The 25,376-nt window shown below is 73.4% G+C and carries 19 protein-coding genes and 1 pseudogene; 6 read left to right on the forward strand and 14 right to left on the reverse strand.

What is annotated here, in order from left to right:
- Window position 1 precedes the first annotated feature (1 nt).
- From V2J52_RS13795 to V2J52_RS13820, 6 genes are all read right to left on the reverse strand, one after another.
- Window positions 2-1,201, reverse strand: coding sequence for a DNA polymerase III subunit delta' (locus tag V2J52_RS13795; protein WP_331228299.1), 1,200 nt, complete (start codon window positions 1,199-1,201; stop codon window positions 2-4).
- Window positions 1,198-1,836 carry a dTMP kinase gene (gene tmk / locus V2J52_RS13800; RefSeq protein ID WP_331228300.1) on the reverse strand — a complete coding sequence of 213 codons (639 nt, stop codon included), beginning with the start codon at window positions 1,834-1,836 and terminating at the stop codon, window positions 1,198-1,200. The genes V2J52_RS13795 and tmk overlap by 4 nt, the downstream gene beginning before the upstream one ends.
- Before the next feature lie 118 nt (window positions 1,837-1,954).
- The gene (locus tag V2J52_RS13805) at window positions 1,955-2,998 is read right to left on the reverse strand and encodes a Gfo/Idh/MocA family protein (protein WP_434056430.1); all 1,044 of its coding nucleotides are present in this window, start codon (window positions 2,996-2,998) and stop codon (window positions 1,955-1,957) included.
- Entirely contained in the window at window positions 2,988-3,338 is a 351-nt protein-coding gene (locus V2J52_RS13810) for a hypothetical protein (RefSeq protein ID WP_331228302.1), read from the reverse strand. The genes V2J52_RS13805 and V2J52_RS13810 overlap by 11 nt, the downstream gene beginning before the upstream one ends.
- Before the next feature lie 59 nt (window positions 3,339-3,397).
- Window positions 3,398-6,145 (reverse strand): type I DNA topoisomerase, encoded by a 2,748-nt coding sequence (gene topA, locus V2J52_RS13815; RefSeq protein WP_331228303.1) that lies wholly within the window; start codon window positions 6,143-6,145, stop codon window positions 3,398-3,400.
- A 117-nt stretch (window positions 6,146-6,262) separates the two neighbouring features.
- A complete protein-coding gene (locus V2J52_RS13820) occupies window positions 6,263-7,813 on the reverse strand; it encodes a DUF7059 domain-containing protein (protein WP_331228304.1) in 1,551 nt (516 codons plus the stop codon).
- Between the two features lie 127 nt (window positions 7,814-7,940).
- On the opposite strand from V2J52_RS13820, the gene V2J52_RS13825 reads away from it, so the two are divergent.
- Together V2J52_RS13825 and V2J52_RS13830 are read left to right on the forward strand one after the other, a co-directional pair.
- Window positions 7,941-9,968, forward strand: a complete 2,028-nt coding sequence (locus tag V2J52_RS13825; RefSeq protein WP_331228305.1) for a bifunctional metallophosphatase/5'-nucleotidase — start codon at window positions 7,941-7,943, stop codon at window positions 9,966-9,968.
- Window positions 9,969-10,035: 67 nt separating this feature from the next.
- Window positions 10,036-10,539, forward strand: coding sequence for a DUF8738 domain-containing protein (locus tag V2J52_RS13830; protein WP_331228306.1), 504 nt, complete (start codon window positions 10,036-10,038; stop codon window positions 10,537-10,539).
- A gap of 76 nt (window positions 10,540-10,615) precedes the next feature.
- Here V2J52_RS13830 and V2J52_RS13835 read toward each other — a convergent pair whose 3' ends face one another.
- A complete protein-coding gene (locus V2J52_RS13835; RefSeq protein ID WP_331228307.1) occupies window positions 10,616-12,958 on the reverse strand; it encodes a sodium-translocating pyrophosphatase in 2,343 nt (780 codons plus the stop codon).
- Between the two features lie 101 nt (window positions 12,959-13,059).
- On the opposite strand from V2J52_RS13835, the gene V2J52_RS13840 reads away from it, so the two are divergent.
- Both V2J52_RS13840 and V2J52_RS13845 read left to right on the forward strand, forming a co-directional pair.
- Entirely contained in the window at window positions 13,060-15,612 is a 2,553-nt protein-coding gene (locus V2J52_RS13840) for a DEAD/DEAH box helicase (protein WP_491062187.1), read from the forward strand.
- Between the two features lie 187 nt (window positions 15,613-15,799).
- Window positions 15,800-18,007, forward strand: a complete 2,208-nt coding sequence (locus tag V2J52_RS13845) for an HNH endonuclease signature motif containing protein (RefSeq protein ID WP_331228309.1) — start codon at window positions 15,800-15,802, stop codon at window positions 18,005-18,007.
- 219 nt (window positions 18,008-18,226) lie between these two features.
- Here the strand turns inward: V2J52_RS13845 and V2J52_RS13850 are convergent.
- The 7 genes and pseudogenes from V2J52_RS13850 to ssd all read right to left on the reverse strand — a co-directional run.
- Window positions 18,227-18,595, reverse strand: a pseudogene (locus V2J52_RS13850) (Rv3654c family TadE-like protein); the annotation flags it as partial.
- A complete protein-coding gene (locus tag V2J52_RS13855; protein WP_331228310.1) occupies window positions 18,525-18,866 on the reverse strand; it encodes a TadE family type IV pilus minor pilin in 342 nt (113 codons plus the stop codon). The pseudogene V2J52_RS13850 and the gene V2J52_RS13855, both read right to left, overlap by 71 nt.
- A 118-nt stretch (window positions 18,867-18,984) precedes the next feature.
- Window positions 18,985-19,200 carry a DUF4244 domain-containing protein gene (locus V2J52_RS13860; RefSeq protein ID WP_434056431.1) on the reverse strand — a complete coding sequence of 72 codons (216 nt, stop codon included), beginning with the start codon at window positions 19,198-19,200 and terminating at the stop codon, window positions 18,985-18,987.
- Between the two features lie 146 nt (window positions 19,201-19,346).
- Entirely contained in the window at window positions 19,347-19,934 is a 588-nt protein-coding gene (locus V2J52_RS13865; protein WP_331228311.1) for a type II secretion system F family protein, read from the reverse strand.
- Between the two features lie 5 nt (window positions 19,935-19,939).
- Window positions 19,940-20,824 (reverse strand): type II secretion system F family protein, encoded by an 885-nt coding sequence (locus V2J52_RS13870; RefSeq protein ID WP_331228312.1) that lies wholly within the window; start codon window positions 20,822-20,824, stop codon window positions 19,940-19,942.
- Window positions 20,824-22,029 (reverse strand): TadA family conjugal transfer-associated ATPase, encoded by a 1,206-nt coding sequence (locus V2J52_RS13875; protein ID WP_491062188.1) that lies wholly within the window; start codon window positions 22,027-22,029, stop codon window positions 20,824-20,826. The genes V2J52_RS13870 and V2J52_RS13875 overlap by 1 nt, the downstream gene beginning before the upstream one ends.
- 26 nt (window positions 22,030-22,055) lie before the next feature.
- Window positions 22,056-23,090 carry a septum site-determining protein Ssd gene (gene ssd, locus V2J52_RS13880; RefSeq protein ID WP_331228314.1) on the reverse strand — a complete coding sequence of 345 codons (1,035 nt, stop codon included), beginning with the start codon at window positions 23,088-23,090 and terminating at the stop codon, window positions 22,056-22,058.
- 145 nt (window positions 23,091-23,235) lie between these two features.
- Here ssd and V2J52_RS13885 point away from each other — a divergent pair, with 145 nt between their 5' ends.
- Window positions 23,236-24,018 carry an HAD family hydrolase gene (locus tag V2J52_RS13885; protein ID WP_331228315.1) on the forward strand — a complete coding sequence of 261 codons (783 nt, stop codon included), beginning with the start codon at window positions 23,236-23,238 and terminating at the stop codon, window positions 24,016-24,018.
- A 203-nt stretch (window positions 24,019-24,221) separates the two neighbouring features.
- Entirely contained in the window at window positions 24,222-25,343 is a 1,122-nt protein-coding gene (locus V2J52_RS13890) for a hypothetical protein (RefSeq protein WP_331228316.1), read from the forward strand.
- The last annotated feature ends 33 nt before the right edge of the window (window positions 25,344-25,376 follow it).

The raw sequence follows: 25,376 nt of genomic DNA on the forward strand, positions 1-25,376 counted from the left end.
GTCAGCGCGAGCCGGCCTGTGGACGCAGTGCCACCATCATCGCCTCCATCGCGAGCAGCGGGGCGACGTTCCCGGCGAGCCTGGTGCGCGCCGTGCTCACCGCGTCCATCCGGCGCACGGTGTGCTCCGGCGAGGAGCCCGCCGCCAGCGCGGCAACCTCCCGGTCGAGGTCAGGGTTCACCAGCGGCAGCCCGACGTCGAGCTGGACGACGAGGACGTCGCGGTACAGCGACAGCAGGTCGGTCATCGCCCGGTCGAGGACGTCGCGCTGCGCCCGCGTGGCACGGCTCTTCTGGTTGTCCTCGAGCCGCTTGACCTGCGACCGGACGTTGGGGGGCAGGCGGCTCTCCCCCTCCGCGCCCAAGGTTCGCAGCAGCGCCGCACGCTCGACAGCGTCGCGCTCCTCGGTGGCCGCCTTGCCCTCGGCCTGGGCCAGCTCGACGAGCTCGCCGGCCGCGAGCACGGCGTCCCCGACGCCGCGGATCCGGGTCGGCACGGTGAGGATGGTGCGGCGCCGCTCGGCGGCAGCGGGGTCGGTCGCCAGCCGGCGCGCCATGCCGACGTGGCTCTGGGCTGCCCGGGCTGCGGTGAGCGCGACGTCGTGCTCGATGCCGTCCCGGCGGACGAGCAGCTCGGCGACCGCCTCCGGGGCCGGCACCCGCAGCGCGACGGTCCGGCAGCGGGAACGGATGGTGGTGATGAGGTCGTGGGGGCTCGGCGCGCACAGCAGCCAGACGGTGCGCGGGGGCGGCTCCTCGATGGCTTTGAGCAGGACGTTGGAGGTGCGTTCGACCATCCGGTCGGCGTCCTCCATGAGCATGATCCGCCAGCGGCCTTGCGAGGGCGCCTGCTGCGCCTGGGAGACGATCGGGCGCATCTCCTCGATGAGGAAGCTCACCCGCTCGGTGGTGATGACCCGCAGGTCCGGGTGGGTGCCGCCGAGCGTCGTGCGGCAGCCGTGGCAGCGGCCGCAGCCCGGCTCGGCGGGATCCTCGCACAGCAGCGCGGCGGCGAAGGCGCGGGCCGCCACCGACCGGCCCGAGCCCGGCGGACCGGTGACCAGCCAGGCGTGGGTCATCGCCGCGGCCACGACGTCGTCACCGACCGGCAGCCCGAGCGCCTGCGCCCGCGCGGCCGCGGCGGCCGAGCGGAGGGTCGCGACGGCGGCCGGCTGACCGACGACGTCGTCCCACACGCTCACCGTCCACCCCCGGTGGCGAGCATCTCGCCGACCCGGGCGACGACGTCGGCGTGCACGTCGTCCCGCGAGCGCGAGGAGTCGATGACGGCGTAGCGCCGCGGGGCCGTCGCGGCCCGGCGCAGGTAGGTCTCGCGGACCCGGGCGTGGAACGGCTCCGCCTCCCGCTCGAGCCGGTCGGGGTCGTCGCCGCGCCGCCCTGCGGCCTCGCGGGTGTCGAGGTCGAGCACGAGCGTGAGGTCGGGCACCAGGCCGCCGGTGGCCCAGCTGGACAGCTGGACGATCTCGTCCTCGCCAAGACCCCGGGCCGCGCCCTGGTAGGCGACGGAGGAGTCGATGTACCGGTCGCAGACGACGACGGCGCCGCGGTCGAGGGCGGGCCGGACGAGGGTCGCGACGTGGTGGGCCCGGTCGGCGGCGTAGATCAGCGCCTCGGTGCGCGGGTCGAGATCCTCACCGTGGAGGACGGCGGTGCGCAGCGTCTGGCCCAGCACCGTGCCGCCGGGCTCGCGGGTGAGGACGACGTCGTGCCCCTCCGCAGCGAGGTGGTCGGCGAGCCGGCGCGCCTGGGTGGACTTGCCGCTGCCGTCGCCGCCCTCGAAGACGAGGAAGACACCGGGACGGGGCTGGCTGCTCACCGCCCCAGCCTAACGAGCCGGGCCTCCTCCCCGCCCCACCCGTCCACACGCCCACGCCGGCACATGCCCGCCCGCGGTGAAGAGCGACCTGACCTGCGTGGGCGGGCGGGCGGACTGGTTACTCGCCGGGGTAGTGGACGCCGAGCTGGCGGCGGGCCTCGTCGAGCGTCGTCATCACCGCGACGGTGTCCTGCCAGGGCAGCAGCGGGGACTCCAGGTGGCCGGCCGCGACGCCGCGGGCGACCTCGGCGGCCTGGTACTGGAAGCCGCCCTCATGACCGGCGGCGATGACGGTCCGCTCGTCGCCCACCTGGACGGTGACCGGGGTGGGGCCGTAGAAGGGACCGGCGACCTCGATCCAGCCTGCGGTGCCACCGATCGTCGCGGTCGTCGGGGTGCGTGCCCACAGCGTCGACGAGCAGGACGCCACGGTGCGGTCGCCGTAGCGCAGCACCACGGTCTCCTCGCCGTCGACGCCGGTATCGGTCAGCGCGCCGACCGCGACGACGGAGTCCGGCACGCCGAGGAGATCGTGCACCAAGGAGACGGGGTAGACGCCGAGGTCGAGCAGCGCGCCGCCGGCGAGCTCCGGGGCGAGCAGCCGGCCGGTCGGCTCGGTGTCGAGCTGCTGGCCGTGGTCGGCGAGCACCGTGACGACGTCGCCGATCGCTCCGGACGCCACGATCTGGCGGATGGCAGCCATGTGCGGCAGGAACCGGGTCCACATCGCCTCCATGACGAACACGCCTGCGGCGCGCGCGGCGTCGAACACCTCCCTGGCTTCGGCGGCGTTACGGGTGAACGCCTTCTCGACGAGGACGGCCTTGCCCGCCGCGATCGCGAGCAGGGCGTGGTGCCGGTGCTCGGAGTGCGGCGTGGCGACGTAGACGGCGTCGACGTCGGGTGCAGCGACGAGCTCGGCGTAGCTGCCGTACGCGGCGGCGATGCCGTGCCGGTCGGCGAACGCCGCGGCGCGGCCGGCGTCCCGCGAACCGACGGCCACCACCCGGCCGCTGCTGCGCGCAGGCACCTCACCGGCGAACCGGCCGGCGATCCCACCGGCGCCGAGGATGCCCCACCGCAGCTCCGGCGCGGCCATCGGGTCGGGCCCGACGGGCAGCTCGGCGAGCAGCGGGCTCAGGACCGTCCGGTCACCGTCCATCATCGCGCCGCTCGGTACCGGGCAGCCCGTCCATCGGGTCGTACCCCACGGCGCCGTACGCCGTGGTGGACGCCGTGGTGCCGTACGCCTCGGTCCCGTGCGCCGTGCTGCTCGGCGCCACGGTGCTGCCGCCCTGGGCAGGTCCGGCCGCCCGCTGGACGCGACGGACAGCGCTCAGGATCACCAGGCTCTCCACAGCCGCGACCGCGACCAGGCCGCCGATGAACACCGGGAACGGCACGATCTCCATCAGCCACAGGATCAGGAGGGCCGTGATCGCAGCACCAGCGACGATCGCGACCCGGATGAAGGTGGTCGTCAGGGGACTCGGTGAGCTCATGGCGCAATGGTGCCACGTGCCGGTCAGCGTTCCGCGGGATGCCCGGCCCCACGGAGCCGCTACTCCTTCGTCGCCGCCTTCTTCGCGGGGGCCTTCTTCGCCGGGGCCTTCTTCGCGGGCGCCTTCTTCGTCGTCGTCTTGCGCACCGCGGGCTTCTTCGCCGGGCCCTTGGCGCGCTTCTCGGCGAGGAGGTCGAAGGCCCGCTCGGCGGTGACCGTCTCGACGTCGTCGTCCTTGCGGAGCGTGGCGTTGACGGTGCCGTCGGTGACGTACGGGCCGAACCTGCCGTCCTTGACGACGACCGGCTTACCGCTGACCGGGTCGTCACCGAGCTCGCGCAGCGGCGGCTTGGCGGTCGCGCCCCGGCCACGCTTGGGCTGCTTGTACAGCTCGAGCGCCTCTTCGAGGGTGATCTCGAACAGCTGCTCCTCGCCGTCGGGCAGCGTGCGGGAATCGGTGCCCTTCTTGAGGTACGGCCCGTAGCGTCCGTTCTGCGCGGTGATCTCGTCACCGGACTCCGGGTCCTTGCCCACCACACGGGGCAGCGACAGCAACCGCAGCGCGTCCTCGAGGGTCACCGTCTCGGGCAGCATCGACTTGAACAGCGACGCGGTGCGCGGCTTGGGGCCGGCCTTCTTCTTCGCGGGCTTCTTCGCGCCCTCGGCGACGACGGGCTCCTCGGGCTCGGGCAGCACCTCGGTGACGTACGGGCCGTACCGGCCGGTCTTGACGATGATCGGGTGGCTCGACTCCGGGTCGGTGCCGAGCTCACGGCCGTCCTCGGCGTTCGCCTCGAACAGCTCGCGCGCCTTGGCGACGTCGAGCTCGTCGGGGGCGACGTCGTCGGGGACGCTGGCCCGCTGGTCGCCGGCCTCGAGGTAGGGACCGTAGCGCCCCACCCGCAGCGTGATGCCCTCGCCGATGTCGATGCTGTTGACGGCGCGGGCGTCGATGTCGCCCAGTCCCGCGACGAGGTCGCGCAGCCCGATGCCGCCGCTCTCGCCGCGGTAGAACTTGCCGAGCCACTCGACGCGGTTCTCCGCGCCAGCGGCGATCTCGTCGAGGTCGGCCTCCATCGACGCGGTGAAGTCATAGTCGACCAGCCGCGGCAGGTTCTCCTCGAGCAGCCGGGTGACCGAGAACGCCAGCCAGGTGGGGACCAGTGCCTGGCCGCGGCGGTCGACGTAGCCGCGGTCGGTGATGACCGAGATCGTCGCGGCGTAGGTCGATGGCCGGCCGATCCCGCGCTCCTCGAGCGCCTTGACCAGGCTGGCCTCGGTGTAACGCGGCGGCGGGGTGGTCTCGTGGCCGTCGGCGGTGACCTCGTCGGTGTCGACTCGGTCGCCCTCGACGAGCGTCGGCAGCCGGGTCTCGCGGTCGTCGCTGCCCTGCTCGCCGTAGCGGTCGGCGTCGCGCCCCTCCTCGTAAGCGGCCAGGAAGCCGCGGAAGGTGATGACGGTGCCGGACGCGGTGAGCTCGGCGCGCTGGGTGCCGTCGGTCAGCACCGCGTCGGCCCGCAGCCGGACGGTCGCCGTGGATCCCTTGGCGTCGGCCATCTGCGAGGCCACGGTGCGCTTCCAGATGAGCTCGTACAGCTTGTACTGGGCACCGGTGAGCTGGCCGGCGACCTGCGCCGGGGTACGGAACCGGTCTCCGGCGGGGCGGATCGCCTCGTGAGCCTCCTGCGCCCCCTTGGACTTCTGCGCGTAGAAGCGGGGCTTGGCCGGGATGTACTCGGCGCCGTACAGCTCGGTGGCCTGGCCGCGGGCGGCACTGATGGCCTCCTGCGACAGCGCCGAGGAGTCGGTCCGCATGTAGGTGATGAAGCCGTTCTCGTACAGTCCCTGGGCGGTACGCATCGTCTCGCGGGCGCTCAGCCGCAGCTTGCGGCTGGCCTCCTGCTGGAGCGTCGACGTCGTGAACGGGGCCGCCGGTCGGCGGGTGTGGGGCTTGGTCTCCATCGAGGCGACGGTGGCCTCGGCGGACCGCAGCGCCTCCGCCAGCGCCGTGGCGCGGGCCTCATCGAGCTGCACGGCGCCGGCCTTGACGGCGGCCGGGGTGAACTCGCCGTCGTCACCGAAGTCCCGGCCGGAGGCCACCCGCTTGCCGTCGAGCGCCACGAGCCGGGCGCCGAAGGACCGGCGACCGTCGTCGGCGTCGGCGGTGCCGCCGGTGAAGGTGCCCTTGACGTCCCAGTAGGACGCGGCGCGGAAGGCCATCCGTTCACGCTCACGCTGGACGACGAGCCGGGTCGCCACGGACTGCACGCGACCGGCGGAGATCCTCGGCTTGACCTTGCGCCACAGCAGCGGTGAGACCTCGTAGCCGAAGAGCCGGTCGAGGATCCGGCGAGCCTCCTGCGCATCGACGAGGTCGGTGTCGAGCTCGCGGGTGTTGTCCAGGGCGCGGCCGATGGCCTCCTTGGTGATCTCGTGGAACACCATCCGCTTGACCGGCACCTTGGGCTTGAGGACGTCGAGGAGGTGCCACGCGATGGCCTCGCCCTCGCGGTCCTCATCAGTGGCGAGGTAGAGCTCGTCGGCGTCCTTCAGGGCCCGCTTGAGCTCGGCGACCTTCTTCTTCTTGTCGGCGTCGACGACGTAGTAGGGGTCGAAGTCACCCTCGACGTCGATGGCGAACTTGCCGTACGGCCCCTTCTTCATGTCCGCGGGCAGCTCGGAGGGCTGGGGGAGGTCCCGGATATGGCCGACGCTGGCCTCCACGGTGTACTCCGGGCCCAGGTAGCCGCCGATGGTGCGCGCCTTTGCGGGCGACTCGACGATCACAAGTTTGCGGGGGCTGGGCACCTGACGAACCTTCCTCTTCCATGGCTGGCCTCACAGGACCGGTCTCGCGCTGACCGTACATGATCGTCCCCGCCGTCCGGCCAGCCGTCCCCGCCCACGACGCCGGCCCTGCCCCCCTCAGGCGTCGGCGGGACGCAGGAGCCCGTCGAGGACGAGGTCACGCACCGCCGGCAGCACCTCGTCGGCCACCGCGGCGGCCGGCTGGTCGAGGACAGCGGCGAGACCGGCGACGAGCTGGCCGAGCGTGAGGTCACCGTCGCACGCGCCGACCGCGCCCGCGACGAGCGTGCCGGGCTCCAGGGTGCGCCCGAACGCGCCACCCTGACGCAGCAGCAGCACCCGCGGATGAGGGTCGCCGGGGCGCAGGTGCCTCTCCTCGGTGACGTCCGGCGCGACGACGAACCGTTCGGCCGCCAGGGCGTCGTTGTCGCGGGCAGCAAGCCAGTCGCGGGCGGCGAGCACCTGGGCGACGTGCTCACCGATCGGTTGCCGGACCGGCCCGGTGATCTCCTCGAGCCGGACCCACGGCGACCGGCCCTCCTCGCGGGGGCGCCGCAGCAGCACGTAGCCAAAACCCACCCCGCTGACACCGCGCGCCTCGAAGTCCTCGAGCCAGGCGGTGAAGACGTCGTCGAACCGGGAGCTGTCGGGCCGCACCCCGCCGTCGCGCAGCCAGGTGTGGGCGTACTCGGCCGGGTCCTGCACCTCCCGCTGGACGACCCAGCAGTCCAGCCCGGAACCTGCCGCCCAGCCGGCCACCCGGTCACGCCAGTCCTCACCGTCGTGGTGCTCCCAGTTGCCGAGCAGCTGGGCCGTCCCGCCCGGCCGCAGGTGGGCCCCCACCGACGCGACGACGTCGGCCACGAGACCGTCCCCCTCCCGGGCGGCGTCGCGGTAGGACATCACCGGCAGCCCCGCGGCGTAGGCGGCGGCCGGGGTGATGACGAAGGGCGGGTTGGAGACCACGAGGTCGAATCGCTCGTCGGCGACCGGCTCGAACAGCGAGCCCTCCCGCAGGTCGAGCTCGACGCCGGCGAGGCGGGCGTTGAAGTCGGCGAAGTCCAGCGCTCGCCGAGAGACGTCGGTGGCCACCACCTCGCGGCTGTGCCGGGCTGCGTGCAGCGCCTGGATCCCGCAGCCGGTCCCGAGGTCGAGCACCCGCGCGACGTCGGTGCGGACCGTCAGCTGCGCGAGCGTGAGGGAGGCGCCGCCGATCCCGAGCACGTGGTCCCGGTCAAGCTCGCGGCCGGTCGCGAGCTCGCCGAGGTCGGAGGCGAGCCACCAGCGGGCCGCTCCCCCGGCGTCGGCGGACTCGTAGGGACGCAGGTCCACCCGCGCCTCGACCTCGTCGGAGCCAGCCGCGCCGGCCACGGCGACGAGACCGAGCTCGGCCGCGCCGTCGGTCCCCGTCGCGGGCAGCGCCCGGTCGACCTCGGCGCGGGTGACGAGGTCACCGAGCATGAACAGCCGCAGCAGCGCCGCCGCCGGCTCCGTCGAGGCGCGGGCAGCGCGCAGGGCCGGCATCGGCTGCTCGCGGCCGAGCGCCCCGAGCGCGACGTCACCGAGGACGTCCGCGACCGCCTCCCGGGTGAAGCCCTGGAGGTCCTCGCGGAGCTGGGCGAGCGGCGGTCCTGGGCGCGGCGGAGCGGGGGCGGTGGCACGGGGCATGTCTCCGAGCGTACGGGGGTGTCCCGTGTCACACCGACGCGCTAGCTTCGAGGCGTCCGTGAGCGCCCTGCGCTCGGTCGGCGATGGGGCCAGCGGACGATCAGCAGCCGACCAACGGAAGGTCCTCATGCGTACCCGTCGAGCACTTCCCGCCGCGACCGCGGCGGCCATCCTCCTCACCGCGGTGGCAGCGCCCGCCACCGGTCAACCCACCGATCCGGAGCAGCTCGAGCTCACGCTGCTCGCCACCACCGACGTCCACGGTCACGTGTACGACTGGGACTACTTCCGGGGCCAGCCGTTCCCCGAGGACGACTCCCTCGGCCTCACCCGCGTCGCGACCGTCGTCGAGGACGTCCGCGCGGAGAAGGGCGCCGAGTCGGTGGTGGTCGTCGACAACGGCGACGCCATCCAGGGCACGCCCCTCACCTACTACTACGGCATGGGCGACGGTGCCCAGTCGGTGCTCGACGACGAGATCACCCACCCGATGGCCGCGGCGTTCAACCACATCGGCTATGACGCCCAGACCGTCGGCAACCACGAGTACAACTACGGGCTCGACATGCTGGCGGCATACCAGACCGACCTCGACTTCCCGCTGCTCGGCGCCAACGTCCTCGACGTCGCCACCGGCGAGCCGTTCCACGACCCGTACACGCTCATCGAGCGGGAGGTCGACGGCGAGGAGGTGACCATCGGCGTCATCGGCATGGTCACGCCCGGGGTACGGATCTGGGACCAGCAGCACGTCGAGGGCGTCCTGGAGTTCCAGGACATGGTCGAGGCGGCGCAGGAGTGGGTGCCGGTCGTCGATGACCTCGCCGACGTCGTCGTCGTCATCGCCCACACCGGGCTCGGCAACATCGAGGACGCGGACTACGACCCCGAGGCGCTGCACGAGGACGTGACGGGCAACATCGCCCGCCAGGTGCCGGGGATCGACGTCATCGTCGCCGGGCACACCCACGAGGACAACGCGGAGGTCGTCTTCGAGAACGTCGCCGGCGAGCAGGTGCTCATGACCCAGCCGAACTACTGGGCGCGCTCGGTCACCGAGACCACGCTCAACCTCGTGCCCGACGGCGAGGGCTGGGCGGTGGACTGGTCGGCGGGCAACGAACCGACCGCGGCGGCTCACTACGGCACCGACGTCGAGCAGGAGGACCCGGCGCTCATCGACCTGCTCGCGGACGAGCACCAGACGACGATCGACTACGTCAACACCCCGGTCGCGCAGTCGGTGACCGAGCTGCCGGCGGCGACGTCGCGCTACGAGGACACCGCCATCATCGACTTCATCAACCACGTGCAGGCCGAGACGGTACAGGCGGCGCTGGCCGGCGGCGAGCACGCCGACGCCACCGTCATCTCCCAGGCGTCCCCGTTCTCGCGCACCGCGGTGTTCCCTGAGGGGGAGGTGACGATCCGCGACATCGCCGGGCTGTACATCTACGAGAACACGCTGCGCGCGGTCGAGCTCACCGGGGCGCAGCTGCGCGACTACCTCGAGTACTCCGCGCGGTACTTCAACCAGGTGGAGGAGGGGGCCGAGTTCGACCCGGAGACCGGCACCAACGCCGTCTACCCCGACCGGCCCGACGGCGTGCCGGACTACAACTACGACGTCATCTCCGGTCTGGAGTACTGGATCGACATCTCCCAGCCGGTCGGCGAGCGCATCAGCGGGCTGTCCCACCCAGACGGCACGCCGGTGGCCGACGATGACGTCTTCGTCATGGCGGTCAACAACTACCGGCAGTCCGGCGGCGGGGCGTTCCCGCACGTGGCCGACGCCCCGGTGGTCTACGACGAGCTGCTGGAGATCCGCCAGCTGCTCATCGAGTGGGCGACCGACCGTGAAGTCATCGACCCGGCGGACTTCTTCGTCGAGAACTGGTGGCTGGTGACCGAGCCGCTGCCGGAGCCGACTCCCACGCCCACGCCGACGCCGGAGCCCACCGAGGAGCCGACGACCGACCCCACCACCGACCCGACGGCGGCGCCCTCATCGACCGCACCGCCGGCCCAGACGCCACCACCGTCCGGCGGGCAGCTGCCGAGCACCGGCGCACCGGTGTGGGGGATTCTCGGTGCGGCACTCCTCCTGCTCCTTGGCGGCACCGTCGCGGTGGTCCGTCGCGCGCGGCGCTGAGCATGACTGCCCGGTGCCATGACCGCCCCGGCGAGATGCCGGCTCCGGCTGGTGGAGAGGTGGTGAGATGGGGCGGCTGACGACCTGCCGCGCGGTGCTCGCAGCGACGGCAGTGGCGGTGACGCTGCTCGCCGGCTGCGGTGACGGCGCCGAGGAACCGACCGACCCCGGGACGACGGCGCCACCCACCACGCAGGCGCCGTCGCCTGGCGGCACCGCCACGCCGTCGCCCGGCGGCACCGCGACGTCGCCACCGGGCGGGACGGAGGCGCCGACGGCTCCCGGGGGCGGGCCGTCGGCCGACTCCCCGGAGGTGGTGGCGGCGGTCGCGGACCTCGCCGAGCACCTGGGCATCGCCCCGGACGATGTCTCGGTGGTCAGCCTGGAGTCGGTCACCTGGCCGGACGGTTCCCTCGGCTGCCCGCAGCCGGGCATGAGCTACACGCAGGCACTGGTGCCCGGCACCCGGTTGGTGCTCGGTGCCGAGGGCGCCGAGTACGCCTACCACGCGGGCAGCGAGCCCGACCTGACGCGGTGCGACCGGCCGCAGCAGCCGGCCCCGACCGGCTGAGCGGCACGAGCCACGACCGCTGAACGAGCGAAGGGGTCCGTCCGCACCTGGCGGACGGACCCCTTCGTCGTCGTCGCTACGAGCGGGCGACGCGAGCCGGCTGGCCGGTGTCGGTGTCGGCGTCGGTGTCGGTGTCGAGCTGCGCCTCCACGTCCGCGCCGACCCTCGCCGCGCGCAGCCGGGAGGCGATGACCGCGCCGAAGGCGATCGCCGCCGCCAGCGAGGCGATCCCGATGCGGAGCACGTGGTTCGCGTCCGCGGGCACGCTCATCTGCACCACCGCCGGGGCGATGAGCACGGCGACGAGGTTCATCACCTTGATGAGCGGGTTGATCGCCGGTCCGGCGGTGTCCTTGAACGGGTCACCGATGGTGTCGCCGATGACGACGGCCTCGTGAGCAGGGGAGCCCTTGCCGCCGTGGTGACCGTCCTCGACGAGCTTCTTCGCGTTGTCCCAGGCCCCTCCGGAGTTGGCGAGGAACACCGCCATGAGCACCCCGCAGCCGATCGCACCGCCGAGGAAGCCGGCGAGCGGGCCGACGCCCAGGCCGAACCCGACCGCGATCGGCGCGAAGGCCGCGAGCAGCCCGAGCGGCGCGAGCTCCCGCAGCGAGTCCCGGGTGCAGATGTCCACCACGCGCCCGTACTCGGGCCGCACCTCTCCGGTCATGATCCCCGGGTTGTCGCGGAACTGGCGGCGGACCTCGAAGACGATGGCACTGGCGGCACGTGTGACGGCGTCGATGGCCAGCCCGGAGAACAGGAACACCGTCGACGCCCCGAGGATGAGGCCCACGAGCGTCACCGGCGAGATGATCTCGTAGCTGAGCATCGACGTGACGACGCCGCTGGCCAGCTCGGTGCCCGCGGTGGTGATGGTCTCCAGCGACTGGCTCACGGCGTCGGCGTAGGCACCGAACAGCGCGGTGGCAGCGAGCACCGCGGTGGCGATCGCGATGCCCTTGGTGATGGCCTTGGTGGTGTTGCCGGCGGCGTCGAGGTCGGTGAGGACCTGCGCACCGGCGTCGTCGACCTCGCCGGACATCTCGGCGATGCCCTGCGCGTTGTCGGAGACCGGACCGAAGGTGTCCATCGCGACGATGACGCCGACCGTGGTGAGCAGCCCGCAGCCGGCGAGCGCGACGAGGAACAGCGAGAGCCACACCGAGCCGCCGGCGATGAGGAAGACCCCGCAGATCGCGGCCGCGATGACGCCGGCGGTGTAGACGGCCGACTCGAAGCCGACGCCGATCCCGGCGAGCACGACGGTCGCCGCACCGGTCCGTGAGGTCCGTGCGACGTGGATGGTGGGCTTGGACGTGGTGCCGGTGAAGTAGCCGGTGAGCCACAGGATGATCCCGGCGAGCACGACGCCGATCGCCACCGCGGCGGCGACGATGAGCCGCGGGTCGCCGCTCTTGGTGGCAAGATCCTCGCTGATGCCGGTGATCGCCCCGAAGGTGCTCGGCAGGTAGAGGTAGGCGGCGATCCCCGCGAGGACCACGCCGGCGACGGCGGCGGTGTAGAAGCCGCGGTAGACGGCCCGGAGAGCGCTCTCGTTGCCGCGGACCTTGGTGATGAGCACGCCGAGGACGGCGACGATGGCGCCGATACCAGCCACGATGAGCGGGAAGATGATGCCCTGCTCACCGAACACCGCCTTGCCGAGCAGCAGCGAGGCGACGAGGGTCACCGCATAGGACTCGAAGAGGTCGGCCGCCATGCCAGCGCAGTCGCCGACGTTGTCACCGACGTTGTCGGCGATGGTCGCCGCGTTGCGCGCGTCATCCTCGGGGATGCCCTGCTCGACCTTGCCGACAAGGTCCGCCCCGACGTCGGCGGCCTTGGTGAAGATGCCGCCGCCGACCCGCATGAACATCGCCAGCAGCGCGGCACCGAAGCCGAAGCCCTCGAGGACGGCGGGTGCGTCGCCCTGGAACACCAGGACCACCCCGCCGGCACCGAGGAGGCCCAGGCCCACGACCGACATGCCCACGGCCCCGCCGGTGCGGAACGCGATGCGCGCCCCCACGCTGTTGCCGTCGGGGTGCTGCGCGGCTGCGGCGACGCGGACGTTGGCCCGCACCGCCAACCACATGCCGAGATACCCGATCGCGGCGGAGAAGCCGGCACCGAAGACGAAAGCGATCGCCCGGCCGGCCTTGACCCCGCCGTCCCCCGGTAGCAGGAACAGCAGCCCGAACACGACGACGACGAACAGCACGAGGGTCCGCAGCTGCCGGTTGAGATAGGCGGCGGCCCCCTCCTGGATCGCCCTGGCGATGTCCCCCATCCCCGTTGAGCCGGGGTCCGCCGCCAAGACCTGGCGTCGTAGCATCACGGCGATGATCAGCGCGACGGCCCCGATCCCCGTGATGATCCCAACGATGGTGAGGCTTGTAGCACTCAGCTCGTCCATCCGCCCTCCTCGGCAGCGCACGTGCGGGGACAGCCTCGTCCACGCACAGAGTGATCGACGCGACCCGCAGGGCCGCTGCATTGGTGTGGCGGAGTCTACGCATGTCGAAGGCCCCTGTACCTGGGTACCGAGCATCTTCCCGAAAGCCGGTTCCCAGACCATGGACGATGATGAGATCCATGGCCGTCACCGAACTCCTCGCGCTGCTGCGGCAGGTGGACGGTGGCGAGGGCCAGCTGCTGCACGTGGAGGAGATCCCCGGCCGTGCCGGCAGCACGGTGCCATGGCCGCCGTGGGCCGACGAGGACCTGGTGGCCGGCTACCAGCGGCTCGGCGTGGCCAGCCCGTGGGCGCACCAGGTCGAGGCGGCGGACGCCGTGTGGCGAGGGCAGCACACCGTCATCGCGACGTCGACCGGGTCGGGCAAGTCGTTGGCCGCCTGGCTGCCGGCCGTCAGCGCGGTGCGCGAGGCCGCGGCCGATGCGGCCAGGCCGGGCGCCGGCCGGATCTCCACCTACAGCCGCCGACCGACGACGCTCTACCTCGCCCCCACCAAGGCGCTCGCCGCGGACCAGCTCGCCGCGCTCGACCGGCTGCTCGCGGCTGCGCGGCTCACCGGGGTGCGGGCGAGCACCTGCGACGGGGACACCGCGCTGTCCGAGCGGGACTGGGTGCGCGACCACGCGGACATCGTGCTGAGCAACCCGGACTTCCTCCACTTCTCCCTGCTGCCGGGGCACCGACGCTGGCAACGGCTGCTGCGCGGGCTGCGTTTCATCGTCATCGACGAGTGCCACGCCTACCGCGGCGTCCTCGGGGCGCACGTCGCGCTCGTCGTGCGGCGGCTGCTGCGGCTGGCTCGGCACTACGGTGCGGAACCGACCGTCGTCCTCGCGTCGGCCACCACCGGCGACCCGGCGGGGACCGCGGCGCGGCTGATCGGCTCCGACGACGTCCACGCCGTCACGCGCGACACCGCACCGAGCGGCACCCGCACGATTGCGCTGTGGCAGCCGGCGCTGACCGACTCCGGTCGGCACTGGCCGGCTCAGGGCACCGCCGTTCCGACCGATCCTGCTGATCCGGCGGGGCCGGCAGGAGCGTCGGCAGCTCTGGACGACGACGCCGGGCCGCGGCGCAGCGTCATCAGCGAGACCGGCGAGATCCTCGCCCGGCTGGTGCGGCACGGGGCGCGCACCCTGGCCTTCGTGCGCTCGCGCTACGGCACCGAGGCGGTCGCCGAGCAGGTTCGGTCGCGCCTCGCCTGCACCGGGCTGGCCGACCGGGTGGCCGCCTACCGCGGGGGCTACCTGCCCGAGGAGCGGCGGGCGCTGGAGACCGCGCTGCGCACCGGTGAGCTCCTCGCGCTGGCGACCACCAATGCGCTCGAGCTCGGGGTGGACGTCGCTGGTCTGGACGCCGTCGTCATCGCCGGCTGGCCCGGTACCCGGGTCTCGATGTGGCAGCAGGCGGGACGCTCCGGGCGGGCGGGACGCGAAGGGCTGGCGGTGCTCATCGCCTCCGACAACCCTCTCGACTCCTATCTCGTCCACCACCCGGAGGCGATCTTCGGCCAGTCGGTGGAGGCGACGACCTTCGACCCCACCAACCCGTACGTTCTCGCGCCGCACCTGTGCGCCGCCGCCGCCGAGCTGCCCCTCGGCCCTGGGGACCTCGCGCTCTTCGGCCTGCCCGACGAGTCGTTGCTGCTCGAGCTCGTCCGCCGTGGGCTGCTGCGGCGCCGGCCCACGGGCTGGTTCTGGAACTTCTCCCGCCCGGAGCACCCAGCGTCACTCACCGACCTCCGGGGCGGGCAGGGCAAGCCTGTGCAGGTCGTCGAGCGCGGCACCGGCACCGTGCTGGGCACCGTCGACGGTTCCCGCGCGGACGCCACCGTCCATCCTGGCGCGGTCTACATCCACCAGGGCCAGTCGTTCGTCGTCGAGGCTCTGGAGGACGACGTCGCGATCGTCCACCGTGACGTCGAGCTGGCGCACCGGACGCGCGCCCGCAGCCATGCATCGGTGCGGATCGTCGCCGAGCAGGCGCACGCGCAGTGGCAGGACCCGGCCGGTCGCGGGGTGCGATGGTCCTACGGCCAGGTCGAGGTGACCTCGCGGGTCACCGGCTTCGAACGACGCCGGATCCCAGACATGGACCTCATCGGCGCCTACGACCTCGACCTGCCTGAGCACATGCTGCCGACCGCGTCGGTGTGGTGGTCGGCGACCGCCGCAGACCTGGCGGCCGTGGGGGTGACCGCCGACGCGCTGCCAGGTGCGCTGCACGCCGCGGAGCACGCCGCCATCGGGCTGCTGCCGATCGTTGCCACCTGCGACCGGTGGGACCTGGGCGGCCTGTCGACCGCCCTGCACCCGGACACCGAGCAGCCCACGGTGTTCGTCCACGACGCCTATCCCGGCGGCGCCGGGTTCGCCGAACGCGGTTTCGCCGCCGCCCGCGAGTGGCTCACCGCGACGCTCGCCACGGTGGCGGACTGCCCGTGCCCGAGCGGCTGCCCCAGCTGCGTGCAGTCCCCCAAGTGCGGGAACAACAACTCGCCGCTCGACAAGGCCGGCGCCGTGCGGGTCCTGCGGTTCCTCGTCTCCGCCTGCCCGGAGCGACCAGAGTCTGAGCAGCCGCGCTCGACCTGATCTTTGCCGACGCCGATCGGGCCGTGGCGCGGATGGTGGCTACGGCGAGCTGACGGGCCGCGGCCAGATGTCACAGGTCGGTCCTAGCGTGGGGACTGCGACAAGGAGATGAGGGCGATGGCGGCTCTCCCGGCTGAATGTCACAGGTCGGTCCTAGCGTAGGAACCACAGCAAGGAGGTGAGTGCGATGACGACGGAGACACTTCTCGACGACGAGGTCTCGGCCGCGGAACGGTGGCTCGCGTCCGCGCTCGCCGCCCGGCCCGACGGCGCCGGTTCTCGCCCGAGGGCGTTCGCGTCACCCGAGCCCACCCAGGTGGGTGAGGGCTACGACACCTGGCTGCCGTGGGAGACGTTCTCGCTCGCGCACGGCGCGAAGACGCGGTACCGGCTGGTCGGTGAGGGCGACCGCGGCGCCACCGTTGCCGCCTCCGGTCGCCGGCCGGCTCGCACGGTCGCGGCGGACCTCCCGCGGGATGCCGAGACGGTGTCGATCGATGACGCCTCGGTGGCTGTGACTCCTGAGGGCGCTTCGGCGGCGGTGACACCTGGGGGCGCTTCAGCGGCTCTCCCAGCCGAGGGCGATTCGGCGGCCGGGTCACCTGATATCGGCTCCGCGGCGGTGTCGACGGACTTGTTGGGTGAGTTGTCGGTGATGTTGGCGTCGGTGTCGTCGTTGGCTGGTGCGGATTGGCACGGGTTGCCCGGGCGGGGTGCCAGTGAGGCGTTGGACCTGGTGGAGCAGGTGGAGCGTCAGCTGGCGGGGGTGCGGTCGCGGGTGCTGACCGCGGTGGATGCTGATGGGCTGTGGACGTTGGACGGTTCGCGGACGTTCAATGCGTGGGTTCGTCAGCGCACCGGGGCGACGGCTGGGGCGGCGTCACGGCAGGTCCGTGAGTCGCGGGCGTTACGTGATCACCTGCCGCTGGCCGCCCAGGCGTTGGCCGCCGGGCTGATCAGTGCCGAGCACGTATCGGTGCTGGTGCGAGAGGCGGTCACCACGCAGCGGTTGCGTGCTCAGCTCGTTGATCCGGTGATGGGTGAGGCGTTCTTGGTGGACCAGGCCCAGGTGATGGATGCCGGGACGTTCACCAAGGTGGTCAAGGCGTGGGCGATCCGGGTGGATCCGGAGGCGGCGGATCGCCGGTGGCGCGAGGATGACGCCAAGGAGAAGTTCACGGTCGCGCCGACCACCGACGGGTTCCATGTCGAGGGCTGGCTGGACGATGTGTCGGGTACGGCGGTGCGTGCCGCGTTGGCTGCGCACATGGGTCGTAAGGCCAAGGGCGATGACCGTCCTGCAGCGCAGCGGCGGGCGGCGGCGTTGGTGTCGTTGGCGCGGCAGTCGTTGGACGGTGGTCTGCAGGGCGCTGGTGCGCGGGTGCGGCCGCATGTGACGGTGACCACGTCGCTGGAGACGCTGCGAGCGATGGCCGCCGCGACCGGTTCCGCGGTACCACCAACGCCGATGCCGACGACAACGGCGCCGACGCCGACGCCGGATGCACCCGACGGGTCGGGTGAGCCGGCCGGGCCGGGTGAGCCGGGGTCGTGCGTCGAGATCAGTGCGGAGTCCACCTTGTCGGCACCCGGCGGGCCCCGTGACGCGCAGACGCCGTCCGGCCGGCCGCGTGACGCCGGCAGCCCGGCCGGCGGGCAGCGCGGCCCCAACAGCTCGGCCGGGTCCGACGGCTCAACTGCTCCCGAGAACCCAGCTGGGCCCGACAACCCGGCTGACCTGGACGGTGCGGCGGGCGCGGTGTTGTTCGAGCTGTCGCCGCAGGCGCGGACGCGGGTCGAGCAGTGGCAGCCGGGTGATGATCACGTGATCTCCACCGCGATCGACTACGACGCGATCCGCGGGATGGAGCCGGCCACCCTGGAGGACGGCACCCCGCTGTCGCCGGCGCTGCTGGCCCGGCTGGTCTGCGAGTCAGCGCTGTCAAGGGTGGTGTTCGGGCCGCAGTCCACCGTGCTGGACGTGGGCCGTGAGCAGCGGATCTTCCCCGCCAACCAGGCCCGGGCCATCCATGCCCGCGACCGGCACTGCCAGTACCCCGGCTGCGACGAGCCACCGGGCTTCGGCGAGATCCACCACTCGCTGTGGTGGGGCCGAGACCACGGTCCCACCGACACCGAGCACGGGATCCTGCTGTGCTGGCACCACCACGACTGGGTCCACGCCCACCAGATCACCATCGCCCGCACCAACGGCACCTGGATCTTCCACGACCGCCACGGCCAGCAGATCCAGGCCCCACGACACAACGACCACCACGGCAGCAGCGGCGACCGCAGGCACGGCAGCGATCGCAGGAGCGGCAGCAACGGCAGCGGCAGCGGCAACGGCGATGACGCCGGTCACAGCGGCGATGAACCCGGCCACAGCCCGTAGGGGACAGCTCTGCCCACGGCCGCCCTCGCGGCCAGCCGTTGTCGCGGACGCTCGCTGGCCGACGGCACTCTCGCTGGCCGCTCTCGCTCGCTCCCCTCCCCGGGCAACGGTTCTGTCGCTGGCTGCTCCACATGATCGACGGTCCTGGCGCCGGCCCACGGGGCCAGCTCTCGCAGCTGCTCGTGCGGTGAGCGACCACGTCGTCACGGAGGCATGGACCTCGACGTGGCCGTCGCTCACGTGGCAGCTGTCCATGACCGCCCCGCCACGCACGACGACCTCGCGAACCCGTGCACACGCCGCTGCCGGGCTACCACCGGGCCGGTGCAGCACCTCAGCACCGGCGATGGCGCCGAGGTCGGCGGCCGACTGCGCCGCCGCCCGGGCCTGCAGGCCCCGACCCAGCCCAGCGACGGTCAGCACCAGCACGAGACCGAGAGCGATGACTGCTAGGCCCAGCACCGTTCCTGAGCCGCGCTCACGTCCGGCAGCCGACGGTTCGGCACCGGGTGCCCGGTCAGCCACCCGGATCAGCCGGACCACCCGGCTCCACCCAGGCACTCGCGGTGGCTGAGGCGCGCAGGCCACGAAGTCCGACGAGGTCGCCGGCGACCTGTCGACTCACCTCCACCCGCACCCATGCCCCCTCGACGACGATCACGACCTGGGCGTCTGCGCCGGCGAGCTGCCGGGCGGTCGCGAGTACCACCTCCCGGTCCTCCCCGATGGCTGCCGCGCGAGCGCCCGCCCGGGCAGCGTCGGCGCAGCGAACCTGCCCGAGGACTGCGGCACCAAGGACGCAGCACACCAGGAGCACGAGGACGACCGCCGGCAGCACGATGGCTATCTCCGCTGTCACGGTTCCCCGCTCCGAAGCGTGGCCGCCAGCAACTTCCGCCCGGCGAGGGCGGCGCGTCCCGCCGGTGGCCCGTGAGAACCACCGGCGGAACCTCGTCGCCGGACGACGCCTGCCCACCTCACCCCGCCTGGAGAGCCTGGCGGATGATGTCCAGCAGGAACTGCCGAACCTCGTTGCTCCGCAGGATCACCAGGAGCAACCCAGCGAAGCCCGCGGCCGCCAGCGTGGCGATCGCGTACTCGGCCGTCGCCATGCCGGCCTCCCCGTGCTCGCGGAGCACCCCCAGCCGCAACCTCACGGCGTGCAGCCAGCGGGTCCGTCGTGTCGTCGACATCTCGACTCCCTTCGTCTCCGGCCGTGGACCGGCCGGCTCCCCACCACTGTCGAGCGGTCAGACGATCGCCCGCTCGGCCGCACAGCCGCGCTGTGGACGGCTGCCGCACGACGGTCACCGTTGGACCAACGGGACTCGCACCGAGGTCATCCGCCCAGGAGCGAGCTGCTGCCGGAGAGCAGCACCGGCACCAGCGAGAGCAGCACGAAGGCGGGCAGGAAGCAGAGCCCGAGCGGCAGGACCAGGGTGGCGCCGAGCCGCTCGGCCGCCTCACGCGCCGCTCGCTGCCGGCGGGCTCGAACCCCGGCCGCAGCCCGTCGGACGAGCGGCCCTGGATCAGCGCCGTCGAGCCACGCCGGCTCCAGCGCGGCCGCGAGCGGCTCGACTGCCGCGGCAGCGCCGGACCACGCGTCCCGCCACGACGCGCCCAGCCGCAGAGCCGCACTGGCTGTGGTGAGATCACGCGCGACCCGGCCGGGAGCGAGCGCAACTCCGAGGCCGTGGAGCGCGTCGGGGATCGAGGCGCCAGCCGCGAGCGCGACATCCACCAGGTCCAGCACCACTGCCGGATCTGGTGCCGTGGTCATCACCCGGGCCCCTCGGCGGCTCGGCCACCGTCTCCTCCCGTCGGGCCCTTGCCGGTCGGTCGACGCGCGGTCCGCGGGCGCCTGGGCCACCGGCATCCGGCCCAGCCACCAGGGCAGCACCGCGAGCACGCCGAGGACGAGCAGCATGACCATCACCGGCCGCCCGGTCCGGCGCGGATCCTGCGCGCGCTCCGGCCCCACCACGACCGTGACCGCCCGGCTGAGCCAGCCGGGTCACGGGCGGCCGCCACCAACGAGGTCGTCCACCATCGCCCGACGGCAACGAGGACCAGCCCGGTCGCAGCGCTCATGGTGCCCCAACCGCCGTCGAGCGCCACGGCGACCGGGTCCGCTCCCAGCGCGACGCCGAGCAGCAGCCCGATCACCGGCAGCACCGCGAGGATGCGGGCGGTCGCCGCCGGGGCGGCCATCGCGACCCTCCTGGCGTCATGGGCCTCACGCGCCTCGGTGATGCTCTGCGCGCACCGGTCGAGCACCTGCGCCATCGGTGCACCGACCTCGTGGGTGAGCCGGCAGGCCGCCACCACCGTCTGCCACGAGGCGCCGACCGCCGGGTCCCGCACCGGTTGCCTGGCCAGCGCCGCGACCGGTCCCGGCACGCCCGGATCTGCCACACCAGAAGTTGAGGCACCGGCCGCCAGTCCAGCAAGCACCGGGGCAGCAGGCACCGCGGCACCCGGTCCAGGCCGCGCCGATCTCGCAGCATCCCGCTCCTGCGGGCGACCGCTCAGCTCACCCGAGAGCTCCGCTCGGCGCAGTGCCGCCTCCCAGGCGACGTCGGTGGGCGCCCCGGCACGCAGCCGGCTGGCGACCTCGGTGAGCACCAGGCCGAGATCGGGCTCCGCGGCACGTCGCACCCAGCCTCGTCGGCCGACCCGTCCGCGGTCTGCCCAGCTTCGCCGCAGCCACGCTCGCAGACCGGCAGGCGTGCCAGGCCGCGGTGTGCGCCTCGTCGGTTGCCGCGCCATCACCGCCAGCGCGACCAGCACGAGCAACGCCAGCCAGGTGCCGCTCATCACGGCTCTCGTCCGTACCGCCGGGTCCGGCGGCGCGCGGCGAGCATGTGCTGGTCATCCGGCACGCCAGGCCCGACCAGCTCGGCCAGTGAGTCGAGGCGGACCGCCAGCCCGGGCCACGCCGGCCCCTGCGTCACGGTGCCGTCTCGCCGCACGGTGAGTGCGGGCTCGCAGTGCAGCTCGCCGCCCTCGCGGCCGAGGACCGCCACCTCCGCGAGCCTGCGTCGACCGTCGTCGTCACGCACCAGATGAACGACGGCGTCGAGGGCGCTGGCCGCCTGGACGGCGACACCGTGCTCGTCCAGGCCCGCCAACGAGCCCAGCGCCACGAGCCGCGCCGGAACGTCCGCCGAGGTGTTGGCGTGGACGGTGGCCCACCCGCCGTCGTGCCCGGTGTTGAGGGCGCCGAGCACTTCGCGCACCTCGGCGCCGCGGCACTCGCCCAGCACCAGCCGGTCCGGGCGCATCCGCATCGCGGCGCGGACGAGCTCGGCCATCTCCACCTGGCCCGCGCCCTCGACGTTGGCCCGCCGTACCTGCAGGTGGACCACGTGCGGGTGCTCCGGGCGCAGCTCGACCGCCTCCTCGATGCACACGATCCGTTCGCCGTGCGGGACCGTGGAGAGCATCGCGGCCAGCAGGGTGGTCTTGCCAGTGCCCGCCGCACCGCTGACCAGGACGTTCGCACGCCGCACGACAAGCGCCGCAAGCACCTCGGCCACCGCGGGAGTGAGCATCCCGCCGGCGACGAGCTCGTCACGGGTCATCGCCCGGCGTCGCTGGGTACGCAGGCTGATGAGCGTGCCCGAGGCCGAGACCGGGGGCAGCACCGCGTGGAGCCGCGTGCCGTCAGGCAGCGCGCCGTCGACGACCGGGCTCGCGTCATCGAGCCGCCGGCCGCAGACCGCGGCCAGCCGGGTCGCGAGCGCACGCACCTCGGGCTCACCGCCGACCGTCGCCCGCTCGTGCCGCAGCCCGCCGCCGCGGTCCACCCACACCCCCGCCGGGCCGTTGACCAGGACGTCGGTGACAGCGGGCTCGTCGAGCAGCGCCTGGAGCGGTCCGGCCCCGAGCAGCTCCGAACGGGCCCGACGGTCGAGGTCAAGGATGGTCCGCCAGCCCAGCGGCCCAGGCGCGACGGCATCGGTGACGACGGCACTGATCCCCGCGCCGTCGGCGGTCGTGGCGCGACGCGAGATCGCCACGCGCACCTCGTCCAATGCCGGCTCGGTCACGACAGCAGCCCCACGTGCCGCAGCACACTGCGACCAGCCGCCCGTAGCGGTCCCCGCGGCTGGTCCCCCGGCGACATCCCACGTTCGACACCCGCGGCGAACGCCCGTTCCGCCCGCATCACGGTGATGAGCGGCAGCTCGCACGCCTCGGCGATGTCCGCCGGCTGCAGCGAGCCGGGCGCGGGCCCCCGCACGACGAGCCCGGCCGGGGTGCCGGTGGCCGCGAGCGTCGCGGCTGCGGTGGTGGCCGCAGCGGCCGACCGGACGTCGCAACCGGCGAGGAGGACGACGTCGCCGCACAGCCGCAGCCACCCCGGGTCCACGCCCGGTGCCAGCAGCAGACGGGGCAGGTCGAGGACGACGACGTCACGAGCGCGGGCGAGCGCGGTCACTGCCGCGAGCGCGACGGGAGTCGCGCCGTCGACGCCCCCGCGCACGTCGCCCGACAGCACCCGTACCGAGTGCCACACCGGGAGTGACGAAGTGAGCCGGTCGGGCGGGAATCCGCCGTGCTGGGTGAGGACGTCGGCCCACCGCGGCCCGGCGTCGTGCTCGACACCGAGCAGCACGTCCAGCCCACCGCCGGCGGGGTCGAGGTCGACGAGCGCCGTGGCGCTGCCGGTGCCCACCACCAGCCGGGCGAGGACCGCGGCCAGCGCGGAGACCCCCAGGCCGCCGCTCGCCCCGATGACGCCGATGACGGCGGCGCGCACCGGTGCTGCGGCCTGGCTCAACAGGTCGAGCAGCGACTCCGCGTCGGCCGGCAGGTGCAACGCGTCGGCGCCACCGTGCCCGGCGGCCGCCAGCTCGACGACACGGCCAGTGGTGACGACCTCGCTCCAGCGCGGCTCGACGGGGACGGTGACGTCATCGAGGTGGATCGACCCGACCGGGGCGCCACTCCCCGGTGGCACCACGGTGAGCTCGAGCCCACCGAGCGCGCACAGCCGCCGGACCTGGTCGATCAGCCCCGGGTCCGCGGACCGCAGCACCGCCCCGTGATGCGGGTCGTGCCGTCCCGGGTCCGTCATGGCAACCTCCCCTCGAGTCACCAGCGTGCTACCCAGCCGGCCGGCCTGCCGGGCACCGGCAGGCGGCTGTGGACGGGCACCACCACGTCGCACTCTGGGGAGCAGGCGTCGACGCTGGTTAGGCTGGGCCCCAGGAGGTCCCTCGTTGTCACCCACGAACCGTCCGGCCGCATTCTTCGACCTCGACAAGACCGTCATCGCCGGGTCCTCGACCCTGGCGTTCTCCCAGCCCTTCTTCCGCAGCGGGCTGCTGACGCCGGGCGGCGCTGCCCGCAGCATCATGGCCCAGCTCGGCTACCTGACCGTGGGCGCCTCCCACGACCAGATGGAGCGGATGAAGGACCGGCTGGGCCAGGTGGTGCGCGGCTGGGACGTCGCGAGGACCGAGGAGATCATCGCCGCAGCCCTCGAGGACCGCATCCGCCCGGTCGTCTACCAAGAGGCGATCGACCTCATCGCCGAGCATCACGCCGCCGGCGAGGACGTGGTGATGGTCTCCGCCTCGAGCGAGACTCTCGTGCGTCCCATCGCCGAGCTGCTCGGCGTCGACCACGTCATCGCCAGCCGCGGCTCGGTCGTCGACGGCCGCTACACCGGGACCCTGGACTACTACGCCTACGGCCCCACGAAACGGACCGGGATCGAGGAGCTGGCCCGGACGGAGGGCTACGACCTCGCGTCCAGCCACGCCTACAGCGACTCCGCGACCGACATCCCGATGCTCGAGGCGGTCGGCCACCCGGTGGCGGTCAACCCCGACCGCACGCTGCGCCGCCACGCGGCGGAGCAGGGCTGGGCGATCCGCGACTTCGCGCGGCCGGTGACCGTCGGGCCACCGCTGCACCGGAGCTCGGCGGCACTGGCCGTCGCCGGCCTCGTCGTCGGCGGGCTCGTCGGCTGGCGCCTGCTTCGCCACTGGCGCCGCTGACCCGACGGAAGTAGCCGCCGCGGCCGTGCGCGGCCTCGCCGCCACGGCCGCCTCGGTCGCCTCAGCGGTCCCGGCCACCCCGGCCGCTTCAACCGCCACAACCGCCAGAGCCGCCAGAGCCGCCTCGGCGCCGTGCGGCGCGCCGCAGCGCCGCCGATCGCCTCGCTCGATACGTTGGGCGTGATCCAATCGAGGAGGAACCCGTGTCCACCCCTTCGTCCCACGACCCGCAGCAGCCCGCCGAGCCGGACGAGTCGGGGCAGCAGGCGCCATCGACCCCCGAGCCGTCGCCGACGAGGTCCGCGCTGGAGGACACCGGCACCATCACCTCCCCCTACGACGAGCCCGGCGGCGACGAGCCCGGCGACGTCGAGCCGGCCACTGGGCCTGCCACCGTCGACGGCACCCGGCCGGTCACCGAGCCGGTCACCGAGCCGGTGACCGCGCCGGCCGCACCGGCCGCACCGCCTGTCGCGACCGAGACGCCTGCCACCACCTCGGCCACGGCGCCTCAGGACCTCACAGCCACCGACGGTCCGACGACCACGTCGGCCGACACCGCGGCACGCCAGCACCGGATCGAGCGCCCGGTCCCGCGCTCCGGGCTCGCCGAGCACGCCAGCGCCGGCTACCTCACCGGTGACCGCGAGCCGGCTCACGGACCGGTCCACGACCTGCCCCCGGAACCGCTGACCGACCCGGCCCCGACGGCGGCGCTGCCCGGCTGGACCTCGGAACCGCCCGTCACCGAGCGGCTCGACGTATCCCGCGCCACGGACGACGAGCCGGACACCGCCGTCGTCCTCGAGGGCGCCACGATCGAGCCGACGCTGCGGTCCCGGGCCGGTGCGCACTGGCTGGGCGTGCTCGTCGCGATCGTGCTGCTGCCCGTCGCCTGGTACCTGACCGCCGACGCCGGCGCTCGCCTCACGCTGCCCGCCGGCAGCCCGTGGCAGACGGGCAACCTCAACGTGGCGGCGCTGCTCGAGCTCGGTGGCGGTCTCGTCGTGCTCGCCGTCGCGCTGCTGGCTGCTCGGTGGAGCTCGGTCGGCTCGATCGTCGTCGGCTCGCTCGTCATCGTCCTCGGTGTGCCGTTCGTCGCCGTCCCGCAGTGGACGCAGGAGTTCCTCGCCCCGGCGCTGGAGTGGCTGCGCGACTTCAACGACCTTGGCGGCAACGTCGCGCACCACCTCGTCGCCACCGGCTCCAGCGGCCGGTTCGTCGTCTACGGCGTCGCGCTCGTGCTCCTCGGCGTCGTCTCCCACGGGGCACGTCGTCAGGGCCGCCGCGAGGCGCTGGCACGGGCGCGCGCCGTCCGCGACTGACGCTCCCGGCAGGGCCCCTCGGCCGCCCCTGGA

This window comes from Georgenia sunbinii, from assembly GCF_036421875.1.
Taxonomy (GTDB): Bacteria; Actinomycetota; Actinomycetes; order Actinomycetales; family Actinomycetaceae; genus Georgenia_B; species Georgenia_B sunbinii.